Annotated in this window: 16 protein-coding genes; 2 read left to right on the forward strand and 14 right to left on the reverse strand. The window is 36.2% G+C overall.

Annotation, left to right across the window (positions count from 1 at the left end):
* Positions 1 to 10: 10 nt before the first annotated feature.
* From AC4G3N_RS01605 to AC4G3N_RS01640, 8 genes are all read right to left on the reverse strand, one after another.
* Positions 11 to 1,570 carry a response regulator transcription factor gene (locus AC4G3N_RS01605; RefSeq protein ID WP_148629788.1) on the reverse strand — a complete coding sequence of 520 codons (1,560 nt, stop codon included), beginning with the start codon at positions 1,568 to 1,570 and terminating at the stop codon, positions 11 to 13.
* Between the two features lie 770 nt (positions 1,571 to 2,340).
* On the reverse strand, positions 2,341 to 3,648 hold the full coding sequence (locus tag AC4G3N_RS01610) for a D-arabinono-1,4-lactone oxidase (RefSeq protein WP_180349966.1): 1,308 nt from the start codon (positions 3,646 to 3,648) through the stop codon (positions 2,341 to 2,343).
* Complete coding sequence (locus AC4G3N_RS01615) at positions 3,648 to 4,820, reverse strand: amino acid deaminase/aldolase (RefSeq protein ID WP_262365968.1); 1,173 nt, start codon at positions 4,818 to 4,820, stop codon at positions 3,648 to 3,650. Before AC4G3N_RS01615 ends, AC4G3N_RS01610 begins: the two co-directional genes overlap by 1 nt.
* A 452-nt stretch (positions 4,821 to 5,272) precedes the next feature.
* Entirely contained in the window at positions 5,273 to 5,974 is a 702-nt protein-coding gene (locus AC4G3N_RS01620) for an NAD(P)-dependent oxidoreductase (protein WP_262365969.1), read from the reverse strand.
* Positions 5,975 to 6,439: 465 nt separating this feature from the next.
* Positions 6,440 to 6,760, reverse strand: a complete 321-nt coding sequence (locus tag AC4G3N_RS01625) for a PTS sugar transporter subunit IIA (protein WP_066103365.1) — start codon at positions 6,758 to 6,760, stop codon at positions 6,440 to 6,442.
* Between the two features lie 42 nt (positions 6,761 to 6,802).
* A complete protein-coding gene (locus AC4G3N_RS01630) occupies positions 6,803 to 7,120 on the reverse strand; it encodes a PTS sugar transporter subunit IIB (protein WP_302621338.1) in 318 nt (105 codons plus the stop codon).
* Positions 7,121 to 7,283: 163 nt separating this feature from the next.
* On the reverse strand, positions 7,284 to 8,183 hold the full coding sequence (locus AC4G3N_RS01635; protein WP_066103358.1) for a DUF7916 family protein: 900 nt from the start codon (positions 8,181 to 8,183) through the stop codon (positions 7,284 to 7,286).
* Positions 8,184 to 8,413: 230 nt separating this feature from the next.
* Positions 8,414 to 9,673, reverse strand: a complete 1,260-nt coding sequence (locus AC4G3N_RS01640; protein WP_066104263.1) for a PTS sugar transporter subunit IIC — start codon at positions 9,671 to 9,673, stop codon at positions 8,414 to 8,416.
* Positions 9,674 to 10,071: 398 nt separating this feature from the next.
* Here AC4G3N_RS01640 and AC4G3N_RS01645 point away from each other — a divergent pair, with 398 nt between their 5' ends.
* Positions 10,072 to 11,274: an ROK family transcriptional regulator gene (locus tag AC4G3N_RS01645; protein ID WP_491089601.1), complete on the forward strand. Its 1,203-nt coding sequence runs from the start codon at positions 10,072 to 10,074 to the stop codon at positions 11,272 to 11,274.
* 471 nt (positions 11,275 to 11,745) lie between these two features.
* On the opposite strand, the gene AC4G3N_RS01650 is transcribed toward AC4G3N_RS01645, so the two are convergent.
* A complete protein-coding gene (locus AC4G3N_RS01650) occupies positions 11,746 to 12,090 on the reverse strand; it encodes a hypothetical protein (protein WP_491089603.1) in 345 nt (114 codons plus the stop codon).
* A gap of 318 nt (positions 12,091 to 12,408) precedes the next feature.
* Between AC4G3N_RS01650 and AC4G3N_RS01655 the strand changes: the two genes are divergently transcribed.
* Complete coding sequence (locus AC4G3N_RS01655) at positions 12,409 to 12,912, forward strand: hypothetical protein (RefSeq protein WP_491089604.1); 504 nt, start codon at positions 12,409 to 12,411, stop codon at positions 12,910 to 12,912.
* A gap of 315 nt (positions 12,913 to 13,227) precedes the next feature.
* On the opposite strand, the gene AC4G3N_RS01660 is transcribed toward AC4G3N_RS01655, so the two are convergent.
* The 5 genes from AC4G3N_RS01660 to AC4G3N_RS01680 form a co-directional block, all read right to left on the reverse strand.
* Positions 13,228 to 14,658 (reverse strand): glycoside hydrolase family 1 protein, encoded by a 1,431-nt coding sequence (locus AC4G3N_RS01660; RefSeq protein ID WP_066106940.1) that lies wholly within the window; start codon positions 14,656 to 14,658, stop codon positions 13,228 to 13,230.
* 80 nt (positions 14,659 to 14,738) lie between these two features.
* Positions 14,739 to 15,650 carry an ROK family protein gene (locus AC4G3N_RS01665; RefSeq protein ID WP_077248133.1) on the reverse strand — a complete coding sequence of 304 codons (912 nt, stop codon included), beginning with the start codon at positions 15,648 to 15,650 and terminating at the stop codon, positions 14,739 to 14,741.
* Positions 15,651 to 15,794: 144 nt separating this feature from the next.
* On the reverse strand, positions 15,795 to 16,799 hold the full coding sequence (locus AC4G3N_RS01670) for a LacI family DNA-binding transcriptional regulator (RefSeq protein ID WP_066106946.1): 1,005 nt from the start codon (positions 16,797 to 16,799) through the stop codon (positions 15,795 to 15,797).
* Positions 16,800 to 16,889: 90 nt separating this feature from the next.
* The gene (locus AC4G3N_RS01675; protein WP_066106949.1) at positions 16,890 to 17,732 is read right to left on the reverse strand and encodes a carbohydrate ABC transporter permease; all 843 of its coding nucleotides are present in this window, start codon (positions 17,730 to 17,732) and stop codon (positions 16,890 to 16,892) included.
* Complete coding sequence (locus tag AC4G3N_RS01680; protein ID WP_491089605.1) at positions 17,729 to 18,688, reverse strand: carbohydrate ABC transporter permease; 960 nt, start codon at positions 18,686 to 18,688, stop codon at positions 17,729 to 17,731. Before AC4G3N_RS01680 ends, AC4G3N_RS01675 begins: the two co-directional genes overlap by 4 nt.
* Positions 18,689 to 18,692 lie beyond the last annotated feature (4 nt).

Below are 18,692 nucleotides of genomic sequence, written 5' to 3' on the forward strand. Positions count from 1 at the left end.
ATCACGTCCCTTATCCTATAAATTGTTTTCTTTTGTATTGACTAGGGGACATCCCCTTTATTTTTTTAAATACTTTGCAAAAATAGCTATGCTCCGAGAAACCGACCATTTCACTTATTTCTGCGATAGTAGCTGTTTCGTTAAGGAGTAGCTTACATGCCTCTTCAATCCGGATTCTATTCAAAGAATCTATAAATCCTTCATGATTATGAGTTGTAAAATAGCTTGAAATATAAGAAGGATTAAAATGAAAATAAGTAGCCACATCGGTTAAGGTAAGCGGCTCTGCATAATGACTCTTAATGTAGTCCATAAACTTCTTCATAGTGATATTCTCTGCTCGATTTTCCATTAAGAATATGCATTTATTCGCTTCCTCAATAAAACAATCCAAAAGTTTAATTGTCTCATTTACAGAATGTGCTTCATCAATGAGCTTGAAAAACGAGTACCTGCTCTGTTCAAGCTCTTTGATATCATAATTCATATTGCCAAGGAGGATTGTAATGTTAAATATGATGTTACTGATAAATGATTTATACTCGAAAACATCCACAAAAAAACAATTAGATAATTTTAGGGCATGATTCCTTAAATAGTGAAAAGCCGAATCAAAGTGCTTATTTCTGAACTCTTCTGTAAACCAATCCAGATTGAATTTTTCACTCCTATGTACAGTCTTAGGTAAAGATCGTTCAGTTAGAACTAAGATATCAGGAAAATAAAAGCGATAGTTTAACAGTTTTAGAAGGCTGTTCTTTAAAATTCCTCCTAATTGACCAAAACTTTGGAATCCCTCCGTTAAAGCAAAACCACATGCGACCTGTGAAGCTGCCAATTGATTAGCAACATCCTTAACCCTTGTCATATGATCTTGATTTGTATTCAAAAGAAATACAATGATATGCGGATCATAGTTAAAAGAATAGTAAGAGACCTCGCTTATCTTTTTGTTGAATACGTTTTCAACCTTAGTTTTGACTTGAATTAAAAATTCAGCAGCACCCTTGGATGGGTGTTTTTTTAAGTCCACACCCAATAAACTGTAATGACTGTAAGGAAAAGCTCTAATAATCTGTTTTGAATCAAAATGTACATCATACCCTAAAACTAACCTGTTGATAATTTGATCGATAGATAGACTTACATTCAGTTCCTTTTCCCTTGATTGAAAACCTGGTATTCTTTTAACAGCGGTTTTTAAAACTTTTAATAGACTTTGCGCCTCGAGCTTTGGTTTTAAAATATAATCGACCACTCCACATTGAAAGGCCGAGCGTACATAGTCAAATTCGCCATAACTGCTCAGGATAATGACCTCTATTTGGGGATATTTTTCTTTAACGACTCGTGTTAATTCTTCTCCATTCATGATAGGCATGACGATGTCTGTAATAATGATTTGCGGACTCAAAACTTCTATCATTTCCAATGCTTCCTGACCATTTGAAGCTTCTCCAACGATTTGAAAACCTTCAGACTCCCAATCTAAATAATGCTTAATTCCCTGTCTAATTAGTATTTCATCATCTACAATCAGTATTCTGCAAATTCCATCGTCTTTTACCATAATCTACCTCCAAATGCTGACAACTTTAATCGTTCAATTTATTATTTATAAGCTTTTAAGTAGTAACATTAGTTGTTGCTACCATATCTTCTATGATAATACCTACAGAAATAGCTTAATGAAGCTGTATATTTTATACCTTTTTAAGAACAAAGGAGTAACTTATCCTAGTTAGGACGCTTCAAATAGCTGCCTCTGATGGAATAGAAGTTTCCGTATTATACCTTAAATTATAAATTCTGGTTCTCTGTATGATAAGTCTCTTTTTATTGCTGAAATGCTTTTATTGATTCAAAATTACCTTGAGTGATATCAGCGGCATAATAAAGTTCGACAGGCAGTCTAAAATGTAGTTTTTGTCAATTCATGGAAAAACAAGTCGAAACCACTCGTGAAAAAAAACATTTAAGCAGGTTGTTATTAGGGTCTTAGTGTTTGTCTGATAACATACTTATTTCGACATTTTGGAAAGGCACTCCTTTTTGCATTACAACGGGGACTCTATTGTTCCAAATAAAGTGGAAACTTCCGAGTAATTGAGGAACATACAAGAATAGCAGCAATATAGCAAACGAAACAGCCCGATCCGATAACATCGAATCGGACTCCAGCTTTTTTTCTGTTTGATAGGCGTTGAAGATTTCACTTGATAGGCAACTATACTTAGTAGCGGTAGGGAGCATACCACTGATTCCGTACCCTCCTCTTGCTGAACATCTGGCCGCCATTTCACTTGTAAAGAAGAATTAGATTATAGTAAGGCCATTCTCTTATTCATCAATAATTATCTTTTTAATATAGTCGTTTAGGAAAATTCCTTGCGGGTCAAGTTCATACCTTATGGCTTGAAAATCCGGCAGTTTGGGGTAGCAGGAATATAATTCTTTTTTACCTAGGCTATGCATTTTACCCCAATGTGGTCTTCCTTCATACTTCCGCATAATCGCTTCCATCTCTTGAAAATATTCTTCATATGGCATGCCTTTATACATATGGAAAGCAATATAGGCGGAATCTCTCTGATAAGAAGGACTAAACCAAATGTCGTCTGCCTTGACCGTCCTGCATTCTATCGGAAAATGAACCTTATGCTTCTTTACTTCAATACACTTCCGAATCTCTTGAATGGCCGGCTTAAAGTAATGAAGTGGAATACAATATTCCATTTCCCTGAACTTCACAAGTCTTGGACTAGCAAAAATCTCATAGCTTTTTGCCGTAATGGTTGTTGTTCCTACGGCCTTTGCAGATATTCTGCTTATGGTTTGACTGCTCCTTGGTAACACACGACATACCTCTGACAGTACAAAAAATAAATAGTTTTCAAAAATGAGATTTTTTAAGTTATGAAAGAATAAGCCCTTTGGTTTACGATTTGTAATATTCATCGTTTTAACTTGTACACAATCTGAATATGGGAATAGAAAAAATTCAAAGTGACGGTTTTCATGGATATAGCATTCAAGCTGTTGCTCAAAAAGTGGATATTCTTTTCTTTCACTTCTGTATTCATATATAAGTGTTTTAATTATCTTCAGTTTTACTTTTACAATGATTCCAAGAACTCCAAGCGATATGAGACAAGCATTGAAATATTGAGGATTTTGTTCCTCAGAAACGGTAAGAACATCTCCAGATGCTGTAACAATGACGATTTCTACTACTTGGGTTGGAATATTACCAAACTTCAGTCCAGTTCCATGCGTTCCAGTTGAAATAGCACCCGCAATACTTTGGACATTGATGTCGCCTAAATTTTCCTGAGAATATCCTTCTTGTCCAAGCACTTCTCCTAATTGAAATAACCGGGTACCACCCAGGATGGTAACTGTACTGGCTGCCTCATCGAGTTGTTCAATTCCACTAAGTAAATCAAGAGATATGAGCCAATCATCCGTTTTTACTAAACTCGTAAATGAATGCCCAGCTCCTACAACTCTGATTCTTTTCTCTTGTTTCGACGCTTCTTTAACGATTGAAGCAACCTCCTCAATTGAGGATGGATACAGGATTTTTTCCGGGATACTTTCACATGTTTGAGACCAATTTCTCCATCGTTTGCCTTGTATCGTCTTCATTACAGAAAGCATTTCCCTTCCCCCCGATAGGTAAGAAATCGATCAACGATTTGTTGATTAGCAAGACAAATGATTTCATTAAACCGTTCACAAATTTCTCCAGCTTTCGCTGCCCTGAAGATAATGACATCTCCAATTTCCAACGTTTCCTTTTCATAATAAACAGGGGTTTGCACCTCCCCAGCTCCTTCAAATGACAATAATTTACCACCCGGCGGGTAAATAGGCAATGGCACCTTATCCTGACCATGCACTCCAGATGAGACATATCCACCTCCAAGACAAGTATAAATATTTGGAGTTGGTTTTCTAACGACTGGCAATGCGAAATATAAGGCAGGTGTGAAGCGAAAATTTCGGTAATAATCAAACAACAAAGGAGCATAGAAACCTGATCCCGCTGTCAGTTCCGTAACAACCTCTTCTTTTGATGTAGTTTCAAGACTTCCCGTTCCTCCTCCATTAACAAATACTAATTGTACACCCTCACTCTTAAGAGATTGAACAATCCTCTCCCTTCGCCGTTTGATTTTATCAATTGATTTCTTTTTCATAAAAGCAACAGCCATATTTTTAAGCCTCTGAGATGGCAAATGATCACCTACCCCAGCTATTTGTGCTTCATAACCCATGATTCCCAGAAGCTTTAGCGATGGATATTCCTGTATAATTCGTACTAGCTGAATCACGCCTTCTTCTGTTTTTAATGGGGAACGTCTTACTCCAAAATGGAGATTACCAAATGTGGTGCTCATATCAATATCGATGCATAAATAAAAAAATCCATTTGCTTCCTTAGCAATCGCATTTAAATGTTTAATCTGTTCAAAGGAATCGACCATACAGGTAATTTGATGACCTTTTCCATTTAGTTCAGCTATTTTGCTAAGAGGTTTGGAATCCCAGCATGGATAACCTATCAGGATATCCTCAATGCCTTGTTCTGCAAGAAAAATAGCTTCATAGGGGCTATAACACATTACTCCTTTATAGACAGGATTGGATTGGAGAATTCTTTTTAAAACTGGAATAGACCGTATCGACTTAGTAGCAATTCTGATCGTTTTTCCATTTGCTTTTTCAGCGATTCTCCTGCAATTTTGATCTAAAGCATCTAAATCCAGCAAAAGGGCTGGATAAGATAACTCCTTTGATAATTCATATAGCACCACTAACACCACCACCTCTCATTCTCATAATAAACGAGGAGCATGATTAAAAATAGAACTTATTCAAAATATTCAGACTTATTATAACAATTACGTTTTCAAGGAAAGATAAACGCATAAAAAGTTTATCTTATATTATAGCGGTAGATGTTTTTTAACGGTGTTACCAATACTTTTTCATGGAGTTAAAAAAGCCATTGATATAGTGAACTCATCAATGGCTTTAGACTTAATATAGGAAGTTTTAATAAACAAACATACCCATCAAAGGGGAGACCCTTATTTACTAGCTACTATACAGACCGCTCTTACTTATAATGCAGTTGCTGTAATGTATCTAGCGGGAATTTTTGAATCTCCCATTAAAGTAATAGTTAATAATATACACAGTACTGAGTAGTTTAAGATTAACACCCTGACCCTCTCAGTTTGTTAAAACGAACGTGTTTTGGAACTCAAGTAGAGATGCCGATTGACGTATGTTCATAACGGCTATCCTTTAATGCTTTTAAGATAAAATGTGCGACGTCAGCACGCGGTATTGATCTTGATTTCTCTGGTACACTTGTTGCAGATTCTCTATACTTTCCTGTAAAGGTATGATTCGTTAGCCCCATCGGTCGAACAATGGTGTAGTTCAATCCATGTGATTGAATATATTCAACTGCAGCCCGATGATCAATTAGAGGATTCTTAAGCATTCTCATGACCAATTTACCACTTAGCCCTGTTAATTCTTTATGGACTCCCGCAGATGCAGTGTAGATAATCCGCTCTACATGTTGCTCCTTCATACCAGTAACAATATTTTTTATCATCTCTTGAAGCTCGATTGATTTTTTCATCCCTTGATTCGAGCCTAAGCAAGATATAACAGCATCATGACCTGCAATCGCTTCTGTTACTTCCGCTAGATTAAAAGCATTTCCTTGTATAATCTTTAAATTTTCATGGGAAAAGTCTAGCTTGGCCGGAGTACGTACAAACGCCGTCACCTCAAAACCAGCCTCAACTCCTTGACGCACAACAGATTGACCTACACCACCTGTTGCACCAAACACGATAATTTTCATAACAATCCACCACCCTTTCTTATTATCATCCCAACATTCCCAGAATGCCCACTGCACATTTCTTGGACCAATACTTTTATCCATTCCTGAGTCATTCTAAGGAAAACTATGGATTGTTCTCTGTATTAAACATACCTACTTACACTTGATTGACTATTTAATATAATCATATAATTATCTGTTGGTTTTATCAATTTTCACTACTTATAAAAACAATTCTTTATCAGTGACGTTCATTATAGTAGAATAGCTCAAAATGACTAGCGTAAAATCGTATGCTAGGGTATTCAATTAGGGATTCTTTCCATATTTAGTACTCCTTTAATCTACTACGATAATAATCGGACTAGAACATCCAGTGCCAGCCTATTTCCGCACTACTCTAGTGTCCATATCTGGGAACGATGTGATTTAGAAGAAATCTTTTATACAAACTGGGTTTAAAAAAACCGTAACTAAATATAAGCCGAAATACACATAGCCCTTTTTGTGGCTATGTGTATTTCAGCTATTTTAAATGTATGCAAATTTGTAAGCAGTCCACATCTTCTATGCTGTACGCTTATATAGTTCAATCATTTCTGTAACTAGAATTGTAATCGTATCAACACTCATTATCTGGTCTTCCGCATGCATAAATATAAGCGAGAACTCAAGCTTTTCTCCATTTGCCTCTCTTTGAATTAAAGAGGCGTGCGTTTTATGACCTTCTACAAAGAAATGTTTTGATTCAGCTAACTTTTCTTCTGCTAATTCATATTTTCCTTCTTTCGCCGCATAAAGCGCTTCCATTACTAAGCTTTTAGCCGCACCTACGTTACTAATAATCTTAAACGCCACAGTATAGTAATCATTTGCTTCTAATGACATAGTATCCCCCCTTCTCGCCTTCCATTAACAGCTATCCTTTTATTACTTGTTTTCAATTATTTGCAGTGCTTGATCAAGGACCTTTTCACCATTCATCATACCGTAATATTGCATATTAATTGCTGCTACAGGAATGTTTTTCCCGACCAGTTTTGATTCAATTTGATTTTGCATATATTTCACTTGAGGTCCTAATAACAATACATCTACATTTTTCTGTTCGAGAGTAAATTCCATTTCTTGTGCTGATTGGGCAAAAATATCAGCTTGGATTCCACGCACTTCTGCTGCCTTTTGCATTTTTGTCACTAATAAACTTGTACTCATTCCTGCTGCACATACTAACATAATAGTTTTCACTGTTAGTTCCTCCTTTGATTTCATTCTTTAGTTTAAAGATGTCAGTTAATAAGGATATATAAATATCTGTTCACGCAAATTTCTTCCAATGAAAATAACGAACTATAGCAGGCAAGGCATTGGGCTTATGCCTCTATTGTCTAGTAAACTAAGTATATGAGCCTTACCTATTGATAGAACGAGCAACCATAGAGACTGTATGCCGAATACCACGAATAGCTTTACTCATCGCAAATATATTTTCTACAGGAGCAAGACCGGCGTACCCCGCGTCACCGATATGTTGAATATCCACCCCACAAATTTTATTCCGGATAGCAATTTGTTTAACCGTGTCTTCATCAGAACTTTCTTGGCTTGTACCAATAGCAGATAAAACAAGGGCACCATGTTGATGGGCACTTTTTACAATCTTCTTTAGTTCTTCATCATCAAAGCCTGGAACAGTCCCCACTGCAGGAACTAAAATAATATCTGCACCTGAATCAATATAACCTTTCACCACTTCTGCATCTGCAACTGGCTCATCCACTCCTGCTCCATGCATTTTTCCTGCGATAATTAATCCCGAGAAATGTTCTTTAGCAAGCTGTATCGTTTTTTGGATCTGCTCATTTGTTACACCCGTGCCAGGATTTCCTGTAAAACATACAAAATCAAGTCCTAATTTTTCAATTTCCTGTATGGTTTCTAGATTAGCTTGACGACCTTTTGAAATGATTAATCTTTCTTCTGCCATATTCGCTGAATTGTCCACTGGCTCTAGATTAACACCAATAGGACGGCCGACCAATCGGTGAAGTGCCTCTACGAATGAACCTTCTTCGTTTTCTAATCCTGCAATATGTGGCGAAAGCACATCAACACCATTCAAGAGAATTAAGTCTGCTCCAAACGAGCGGGCAATTTCTGCATTTGTAATATCTTCAATATAAGGTTCACGAACCGCAACATTTTCAGACATAATAACGCGTCCTTCGCATGCTTTAATACTTTGCTTCAACTCTACTGCAGTCATTTCCAATATTTCTGATGCATTTGCACTGATTAATCGTTTTTTCATTTTTAAAGTCCCCTTCATTGCTTTTTTGAACTAATCCACTAATCCTGATCATTCATACTTTTACACTTCAATCTCTTCATTAATAGTGGTAGCCCAGAGTATGTTTTCATTCTTAATTAATCAAGAATCATTATTTGCATTGGAACTATCATTTGATCCCTATATTTTTTAGTTTCATTGAGAACAAATCAAAAGATAAATTAGTAGTTCAGTAACTTTATATAGTCAAACTATTCTTGCGATTTGAAACGCTTTTCAACAGCTAAAACGAATGGCAAGTAAAGTAAGATATCCAGTATTATTAAAACAATCTGCAAAATCGCCCCGCTTATATCACCTGTAACTAAAAATCCACTGAATATTGGAGGCATTGTCCAGGAGGCTGCTGCTCTAGTTAACGGTACTAAACCCGAGGCCATTGCTAAATACGTGACCACTACATTTATCATTGGAGCAAGAATAAATGGAATGAACAACATTACATTCAATACTACTGGTATACCAAACATAGTCGGTTCATTAATATTAAATAAACCTGGTACAACGGTAATCGGTGCCAATGCTTTTGTTTGTTTGCTCGTTTTCTTTTTACGTGCTAAATATCCGAGAACTAAAACTAAACCAATCGTAGCTCCGCCCCCGCCAATATAGACGAAGTTATCCATAAAGGGTAGTGTAATAATATTTTGTAATTCTTGACCAGCTTGATAAGCCACACGATTTTCATCTAAGTTGGCAATCCATACAGGCTGCATAACTGAGTTAACTACATTACCTCCATGGATACCAACAAACCAGAATAAACTATTGAGACCTACCACGATGATTGTACCAAAAACGTTATTTCCCAATAACCCTAATGGTTTACCTAAGATGACTTGCGCAATGTCATGTACATTTGGTAAATCAAACGTACTTAGAATAGAATAAATAATTAACCACATCGTTATAATTACTGCACCCGGAATAATGGCACTGAAGCTTCTGGCTACAGCTGGCGGAACGCTTTCCGGAAGTTTAATCTGAATATTACGATTAATGAACCATTGATATATATAGCCATTAAGCAAACCCATAATTATAGCAATAAATAAACCTTTCGCTCCCATATAAGCAATTGGCATTCCAGCTCCAGCATCAGAAGAAATAAATGGAGTTGCAATAATAAATGCAGACAATGAGATAATGCCTGAACCGATTCCGTCTACATTAAACTGCCTTGTTAAACTATAAGCAATCCCAAAACTGGCTATTAAACCAATTAACCCAAAACTACTGTCAGTGCCTTTCCATAAAAAGTCTGCGATTCCCATCTTACCCAACCATGCTTCCCAACCTGGCACCGGGAAACTAGCTATAATCATAAAAAGTGAGCCAATAATAATTAACGGCATTGCAAACGTAATACCATCTCGTATAGCAATCAGAAATTTATTACTACCTAATTTTCCAGCAATGGGCATCATTTTATTTTCCAACAGTTCATTCATTTTGCTCACTGTTTAATTCCTCCTCAAGGTTCATATCCAAATGAATTACATTTATAGAATGCTTTTAATCTTATAAGTAATCCTTGTATCGTTCTTAGCCTCCTTTGAAAATCAAAATATCTTCCTTTATTTATAAATTATTATCAAAGACTATAAAAATACCTTATTTTTATCATTTAAATAATAATAAAATATAATTAACTATCTTAACACTAATTAATGAAAGCGCTTTTGTCAATCAAGAATTTTCAATTTATTGATAGTATTAGTATTTTTTTACTTCGCACATTTACCTTTCCATATATAAAGGAAGAAAAAGTTTTTTGAAAATTGATTTTAAATAGTAAATTAATTATAATTTATAATTAATTAAGATAAGAATAAGAACGGAGATTATCATGACACTCACAACTAAACAAAGAGAACTGCGTACTAAAATTTTAGATAAAATTTATGTCCATGGTCCTATCTCACGAATAGAGATTTCAAATCATACAGGTATTACCCCTGCTACAGTTAGTGAGATAACTGGATCTTTACTTAAAGAAAACCTAATTTATGAATTAGGAGAAGACTCTTCTGAAAATAATAAATCGGGACGTAAACGGATTCTTTTAGATATTGCCGCACATCACAGTTTTTATATTGGATGTGAATTATCTGAAAAATATTTTTCGTTTTGCCTAAGTGATAATATCGGAAAAATCTATGCTGAGAAGGTAATTAAGTTTAATGCAGGAAATAAAAATGATGCTTTAACAGAAGCTCATTTTATAGAGGAGTTAAATCATTTTATTCATTGTCATCACAGCTATCAGCCAAAGGCCGTCGGAATTGCATTGCCTGGACATTTTAATGATAAAAGTAAGACCATTTACAGCAACAATACACACTGGAAAAACTTTAATCTAGGACTTCTACTGGAAAATGTAGAATTACCAATCTACTTTAAAAATAATGTTCATTGTATGGCCAACGCGGAGAGACTATTCAGCAAGAATCATATAGATGATAATTTCATTTTCTTTCATGTCAGTAGAGGGATGTTCTGTTCTTATATTTATGAGGGACATACTTATGGAGAAAACAAATTTTTGGTAGGCGAAATAGGTCATACGATTGTTCACCCAGACGGAGAACTATGTGAGTGTGGAAAAAGGGGCTGCTTGCAGACATACGCTAGTGAGGCTTTGATTATAAAAAAATCCCGCATACTTTATGAGAGTTCGAATACAACTTTTTTGGGGCAATTAACCCCAGATAAACATAGCATCACAATTGAAACCATTTTAAGTGCTTATAAAATGGGGGATGAAGGAGTCACCAACATCCTTAATAACGCCATTAAATACCTGTCTATTACAATCAATAATTTACCGATGTTGATTGATACAAATAAAATCATTTTACACGGAGAGCTATTTAACGAACCCGTATTAAACAATCTGCTTAGCCATTGTTTAAATCAAAATAACATTCTACTTCCCCTCAGCCATACTTGGGACATTGCATTTAAACAATATTCCGATATAAATGGCGCTCTTGGAGCATGCAGTTTCGCTATCTCCAACTTTTTGTTAAAGGGTAAAATAAAAAGCTAGTAAGAAAAGATTAGAAGTAGCTCATACTTAATTAAAGAGGCTGGGACATAACTAAATTTATTATGTCTAAAGCCGAATGATGTATTGGATTTTTATTAATCTAAATAGAAAAAGCCGAACTATTATAAATAATGCTAACACTGCATTTAATAATAGTTCGGCTTTTTTAGTTACTGGAAACCTTTTGTCCCAGCCTCTTTTAATAAATGTATAGGAGTATTTTTTAAAATAAAAATGACTTACCTTTTTGGCAAGTCACTCCCCTGTGGATACCCTGATAACCAATCTGAGATGATACTTTTATTGTTTTTCTAAATAATTGAATTCGTCATAAATTCGTTATATGAGGGATTTTAAGAGAAAGACTTGGTCTATTCTTCTCTAAATGAGATAAACATAACAAACATTTGTGGGTGTCTGATGAAAATTTCAATATGCGGTAACGAACTCTTCACAAATTATTATACAATCTTAATCAGCAATTGATCCACCACTTTTTTCTATACTTGAATTACCATTAATACTGATGATTTTTATAGACAGTAATGTATTTCTTTCTTTTGCAATAATCGACTCATGTTTAATATTATTCGGCAAATTATGGATAGATTGAGGATTGTTGTTATTTGAATATTTTATTGAACTCAAAGGATTATTTTGTTCTTGTATTAAATCTACATCCGCTGTTTTCTCGCCTTTAATATCTAAAGGTGGATTGGGTACAATGACTCTTTCACTTTCTAATGGTGATTCATCATAAGATTTATTTGATTTGTGTGTCACATTCACATCTTGAATTCCTTTGTTTTTTTCCATTTTAGGACATAACCTAGGAAACGATGCTAATGTTCCGAATCCAAATATACAATGAATACAAAGTATCATTTGCATACCAAAACAATCGTAACCTCTTACAGATCCATTCCGACTATTAACATGTGTTATTTTCAATATTATTTTTTTCCGTTTTTAAAGTAAATGAAAATGGGAATGCAAGTGTTAAACAAAGTGGAAATGGTATTGTATATATTGATAATACTGGGATTGCCTATGCGATGATCTTATTTTATCAATATTTTATTGGAAAGAACGATGGTTTATAATACAACCATTGGCTAAATTATTTTCTAGCCCTTGAATTACCACTATTTTGAACAAACGCGTTACCATTTTTCACATCAAAATGGAATTTTTGTTCAGTTCGTTGATTTTGTTCTTGGTCTTGGTCTTGGTCTTGGTCTTGGTCTTGGTCTTGGTCTTGGTCTTGGTCTTGATCTTGGTCTTGGTCTTGGTCTTGATCTTGGTCTTGGTCTTGGTCTTGGTCTTGATCTTGGTCTTGATCTTGATCTTGGTCTTGGTCTTGGTCTTGGTCTTGATCTTGGTCTTGATCTTGATCTTGATCTTGATCTTGGTCTTGGTCTTGGTCTTGGTCTTGATCTTGGTCTTGGTCTTGATCTTGATCTTGATCTTGGTCTTGGTCTTGGTCTTGATCTTGGTCTTGGTCTTGATCTTGATCTTGATCTTGATTTTGGTCTTGATCTTGGTCTGTTTCTTGATCTGTTTCTTGATCTTGATCTTGATCGTTTTCTTGATTGCTTAATTGTTGCTGTTGTTGCTTTTGTAGTTGAGCTTGTATAAATGCAAGTAAATCCTCAATTCTTATTGAACTCATTGATATTTCCTCCTTTCTTGTTGGTATAAAATATTGTATGTAGACAAGCATTATTTGCATGGTCAAGTAGACTGAGTTAAATCCATCATTTTCGATGAAAGCTATTATAAATGCTTTTTTGCCCTTAAAAATATACTTTGTGCCTTTCGTCGACCCTATTTACCTTCAATTCATATACTTACTTTTTCAAAGAAATGTATACAGAAGTTTTTTAATCGCAATAGAAACAAAACTCTTAATTGATTGCATAAAAAAGAAAGCGAAGTATTCCTCCGCTTTCTCTAAATTCCATTCGATTCAATGACTTGCTTGTACCAATAGAAGCTATCCTTTTTGATACGGCGTAAGTCATGCGTGCCTTCTTCGTGCTGATTAACATAGACGAACCCGTAGCGTTTTTGGAAACCATTCAACCAACTTAGTAAATCTGTGAAAGACCAGACACAATAGCCAATCACTTCGGAACCATCAGAAATGGCGTCTTGAATTGCTTTCACATGAGCCTGAAGGTACTCGATCCGGTAATCATCATGGATTTGGTCATGTTCCTCTACCTTATCAAATGCACCGAGTCCATTTTCACTTATCAATATCGGCAAATCATATCGGTTTGTGATTCGGCGCAGCGCAGTTCTCAGCCCTTGCGGATCAATATTCCAATCCCAATTCGTCCGTTCAAGGTTTGGATTCTTCGTAGTTTTGTATAGTCCTGGAATTCCAGAATCCTTTGATGTCCCTTTGATCCCGGTTGTATTCATTTCACCGGCACCCACTCCGCCTTCTAAAGGATTGACTTCAAAGGTCGAGCTTTGGTAATAGTTTAAGCCCATAAAGTCTGGCTTACCTTCTCTTAATAAAACAAAGTCCTCCTCTTCCACTTCAGGAGCAAGACCTTCTTCAACCAAGTAGTTCCATGCTGCCTTCGGGTATTTTCCCCAAGTATATATATCCATCCACCAATGGCTATTCAACTCCTCTGCATTCTCAGCAGCCAAAATATCTTCCGGCTTTGAAGATGCCGGGTAAGCTGGACCATAGGCAAAGCTCGGACCAATCTGTCCATCCGGGACATATTGACGGAATGCTTTGATGACACTGGCATTGGCCAGGTTTGCGTGATGATTCACTTGGTAGAATAACTTTGTATCCTTTACGCCCGGTGGATGTGAACCTTGATCATATCCATGGCGAGTAAAAATATTTTGTTCATTTAAGCTGACCCAGTACTTCACACGATCTCCAAAGCGTTTAAAACATTCCACACTATAATTCGTAAAATCCTCAATGATTCTTCTGGACTCCCATCCGCCATATTCGTCCTGAAGTGCTTGTGGTAAATCCCAATGGTACAAGGTTAAGATAGGCTCAATTTGATATTTTCGCAGCTCATTAATCAAATCATCATAAAAGGCGAGTCCCTGCTCGTTGATTTCACCTCTTCCATTTGGAAAAATACGCGGCCATGATACAGAAAAACGGTACGCCTTTAAACCCATTTCTGCCATTAAACGGACATCTTCCTTATAACGATGATAATGGTCTACTGCGACATCTCCCGTCGTCCCTTTATATGTCTTACCCGGGATACGTACAAATTGGTCCCAATTACTAACCCCTTTTCCGTCTATATCCCATGCACCTTCAATTTGATAGGCAGCAGAAGCAGCTCCCCATAAAAAGTCTGTCGGAAACGGTTTTAATGTTTTATACATATCGCTTTAGTCTCCCTTCCGTCTGAATGTTGTCTTTTCCTTTTATAACATAGTCACTTAGACATTCTCCCAATCTAGCTTTAAACCAAAATGGAGTCCTTCTGCCGCTGTAAAAAATGATACAAAGCACCAATTAGATTCGAATCATTTCCAAACTGACATTTTTCAACTTTGACCGTTAATCCATCTGTTTCATATTTCATTTCGTTTAATGTTTCATTAATCTTGTCGATAAATGCTTCGCGATTACTGATTGCACCGCCAATCAAAATCTTATCCGGATCCAGAATAAATTGTAGATTATATATGCCAACAGCAAGCCGACGCATAAACTTATCAATCTCTTCCTGTACCTCTGTGTCACCCTGTTCAGCAAGCTCAAAGATCATCTTACCGGTAAAAGTATCGGGGTCTCTCTCTTTTCGTTTAGCAACCTGCTTGATCAAGCCTCCTACGGCTGCCAACGTGCTATAGGTTTCTGCTGGTTGTGTTCCCAAATAGCCCTCCATCTTCATATATCCGAATTCTCCAGCAAACCCATTTCTCCCATGCCGAACTTTTTTATCGAGTACGACGGCACCGCCTATACCGGTGCCAATCACTATACAAAGATAATCCTGTACATCCTTTGCTGCACCAATCCAGCCCTCCGCCAAACCAGCACAATTAGCGTCATTCTCCAATTCTACCGGTAAATTTGTCCGTTCCTGAAGGAGTTCTTTTATATTAGGGCCATGGATATAAGGGAGTGCTGTGATCCCCTCTATGATCCCGGTTTCAATATTTACCGCACCAGGCATACTCACCGCCAGACCTTTTATCACATATTTATTTTTAAAATCCTTCACGATCATATCAATTGTATTTATAAATTCGGTAAGACTCTCTTTAGGAGTTGGAAGTGAGGATTTTTCAATAAAACATCCCGTTTCATCCATAAGTGCATATTTAATGGCAGAGCCACCAACATCAAGTACCGCATAGTAATTCACTATATAACCTCCAGCAACCCAATTTTTCATACAATTATCATATCCAATATATCTGTGTTTCTTATGGGTTATAAAATAGCTTCATACATCGAAAACATCAGAATTTATCAGCTTCTGTGAACCTCGAAGTCTATGAAACTTTGATTAACAGGATTCTCGGATAATTAATTCGGAATCAATAAATACCGGTTTTAATTGGGATCTATCATTAATTAAATCGTCGAGCATATAGGCGGATAATTTACCGAACTTTTCCTTATCCTGTTTCACCGTTGTTAATTTTGGAGAACTATAACGGCAGGCTGCAATATCATCACAGCCAATTAACCGGATATCATCTGGACAGCTTAAGCCTGCTTCTTTAATAGCTTGCAAAGCTCCGAGGGCCATCATATCTGATGTCGCAAAAATTGCTTCTGGCAGCGTTTTAGAGCACAGGATTTTCTTCATTGCCGCATACCCGCTTTCCTCATGAAAATCACCGTATTGAATCCAGTCCTCACAAATTTCGAGTCCAAATTGATTCAGTGCTTCCAGGAAACCTTTTTTGCGAAAGATCGAAACAGGAGAATCAAATATACCGCCAATAAAACCAATCTTTTTAATAGCATGAAGATACAGATATTCCACCACTTTTCTCGACAAGCCCAAATTATCAGTCATAATATAGCTAGCCTTTGGCCCTTTTAATTCAATATCGATTCCGATACAGGGCAGGCCGGCTAAAGCTAAAGCGTAGGTAGATTCCTCCACCTCTTCACCAGCAATAATTAAACAGCCATCCACATTAAAATGCCGGCATCTTGCTAAATAACTTCCATTATCCGACTGAAAATGTTCGTTTGAAAACATTAAAATATCGTAACCCAGTAAACCTATATTCTTTTTAAATGAAGAGATAACCTCATTAAAATAAGGATGGGTCATATCAACATTAATTCTTCCGGCATAAATTAACCCAATTAGATTTGACTTTTTCGTAGCCAATGATCTGGCAGAAAAGTTTGGCTCGTAACCACTTTGGTTAATAATATCCATCACTTTTTTTTTCGTTTTTTCACTTATTCCCTCATAATTATTGATTACTTTTGAAACTGTACCTTGAGATACATTGGCCATTTGTGCAATATCTTTAATCGTTAAATTCATGTTAATCCCTTCTAAATGCGAGTAGTTTGGTTACCCATTTTTAGGTTAATAGGAGTTTCAATAGTTAAGCATAAAATTTGGAAGGAATGTTTATTTAACTGAGCCTTCAGTAATACTCGAAATAAACAACCTGTTGAAAAATAAAAATACTAGTAATAACGGTACTGTTGCCCAAAATACACCTGACATAATCATTCCAAAATCCACATTATGTGTATTGCTTAATTGAGCCAATGCTACCTGAATCGTATAATTTTCCGGATCTCTTAACACGGTAAACTGCCATAGGAACTCACCCCATACTGCCGTAAAGACAATAATACCCAACGTTGCAAATGCAGGGAGAGTAATCGGCACGATGATACTGCGATAAATTCTAAAGTTCGAACAGCCATCTAACTTTGCTGCTTCGATAAGTTCATCAGGAACCGATTTACTAATATATTGCCTCATGAGAAAGATACCCAAAGGATTTAAAAAGAACAGCACCATTACCCCTGGTAATGTATCAAGCATGCCCGCCTTTGATATAAGGAAATATTGAGGGATTAAACCCAATTGCGGCGGAATAATCATCGTTAGCAAAATCGCGATAAATAGTACATTTTTTCCCCGGAATGTAAACTTAGCAAAGGCAAAACCGGCCAATGAACTAATGAATAGAACAACGATTGTTACAATGGCACAAATGACAAATGAGTTCCACATCGAACCGAAGAAATCAATTTGATTTAATACCTTTTTAAAATTTTCAACTAACATATTCCCCGGTGTAAGGGTGGGAGGAATCGAGTTAAAGGCCGAGCTTGGACTAGTCGCCATTACAAACATCCAATAAAACGGGAACAAGGATAATAAGGAGGAGATGCCCAATAAGGTATAAACTAATAGTTTGCTTATGGAAAATTTCCTCACTTTTTTATTTTTATTCATTTCCCACCCCTCCTTTTTCTTCCAACTCCAGAAGTTACGTATACATTGATTGCTGCAATCACTGAGATTAATACCAGCAAAATAATAGCTGTTGCAGAAGCAGTACCAAAGGATTGCAATCTGAAAGCATCACGATACAGGTACATAACGATCGTCATAGCCTCATCTCTTGTAAAGGCGCCTGTTCCCATAAATATAGTAGGCTCGGAAAACAGCTGCAAAGCTCCAACGGTAGAAGTAAAGACAGTCAGTATAATAAATGGTTTTAACATAGGAATGGTTATGTAACGAAATTGTTGGGTTTTATTTGCCCCATCAATCGTGGCAGCTTCATACAAATCATTGGGAATACTCTGAATCCCTGCTAGGTAAATGATTGTATTATAGCCAACCCATCGCCAAAAGACCATAATGGATATCGCAATTTTCGTTCCCCATTCTGAACTTGCCCAGCTTACTGGATCAAGACCTGCTAAACTAAGAACATAATTGGCTAAGGAGGATTCATGATTACTAAACAGCACACTGAAAATCAAGGCTACCGCAACCATTGATGTAATATAAGGCATAAAAATAGTGACTCTGAAGAAGTTTTTAAATCTTAGGAAGGCTAGATTTAACAGATAAGCAAAAATGATTCCAAACACAATTTGCGGAGCCGTGCCCATAATGCCCATAACAATCGTATTATAAACAGCCTTCCAAAATAGAGGGTCTGTTAAAACAACCTTAAAATTATCCAACCCCACTGAGACCATGGGACTGAGACCGTTCCACTTTTGAAATGCTAAATAAATACTGAAAATCATAGGATATAAACCAATAATCGCAAAAATGATAAAGAAAGGAGCAATGTATAAATAAGCGGAATACATATCTTTTTTTGCCTCAGATCTAGCTCGCTTCTTTTTAACTTTGATTTCGTTCATACTAGGATTCGCTTTCACTGGATCCATTTTC

The organism is Bacillus sp. z50 (assembly GCF_058313585.1).

Excerpts from the sequence above, each read along its gene's own strand:
- AC4G3N_RS01605 (WP_148629788.1), bottom strand. The coding sequence starts at position 1,570 with ATGGTAAAAGACGATGGAATTTGCAGAATACTGATTGTAGATGATGAA.
- AC4G3N_RS01610 (WP_180349966.1), bottom strand. The coding sequence starts at position 3,648 with ATGAAGACGATACAAGGCAAACGATGGAGAAATTGGTCTCAAACATGT.
- AC4G3N_RS01620 (WP_262365969.1), bottom strand. The coding sequence starts at position 5,974 with ATGGATAAAAGTATTGGTCCAAGAAATGTGCAGTGGGCATTCTGGGAA.
- AC4G3N_RS01625 (WP_066103365.1), bottom strand. The coding sequence starts at position 6,760 with ATGTCATTAGAAGCAAATGATTACTATACTGTGGCGTTTAAGATTATT.
- AC4G3N_RS01635 (WP_066103358.1), bottom strand. The coding sequence starts at position 8,183 with ATGAAAAAACGATTAATCAGTGCAAATGCATCAGAAATATTGGAAATG.
- AC4G3N_RS01640 (WP_066104263.1), bottom strand. The coding sequence starts at position 9,673 with ATGAATGAACTGTTGGAAAATAAAATGATGCCCATTGCTGGAAAATTA.
- AC4G3N_RS01645 (WP_491089601.1), top strand. The coding sequence starts at position 10,072 with ATGACACTCACAACTAAACAAAGAGAACTGCGTACTAAAATTTTAGAT.
- AC4G3N_RS01650 (WP_491089603.1), bottom strand. The coding sequence starts at position 12,090 with ATGGAAAAAAACAAAGGAATTCAAGATGTGAATGTGACACACAAATCA.
- AC4G3N_RS01660 (WP_066106940.1), bottom strand. The coding sequence starts at position 14,658 with ATGTATAAAACATTAAAACCGTTTCCGACAGACTTTTTATGGGGAGCT.
- AC4G3N_RS01670 (WP_066106946.1), bottom strand. The coding sequence starts at position 16,799 with ATGAATTTAACGATTAAAGATATTGCACAAATGGCCAATGTATCTCAA.
- AC4G3N_RS01675 (WP_066106949.1), bottom strand. The coding sequence starts at position 17,732 with ATGAATAAAAATAAAAAAGTGAGGAAATTTTCCATAAGCAAACTATTA.
- AC4G3N_RS01680 (WP_491089605.1), bottom strand. The coding sequence starts at position 18,688 with ATGGATCCAGTGAAAGCGAATCCTAGTATGAACGAAATCAAAGTTAAA.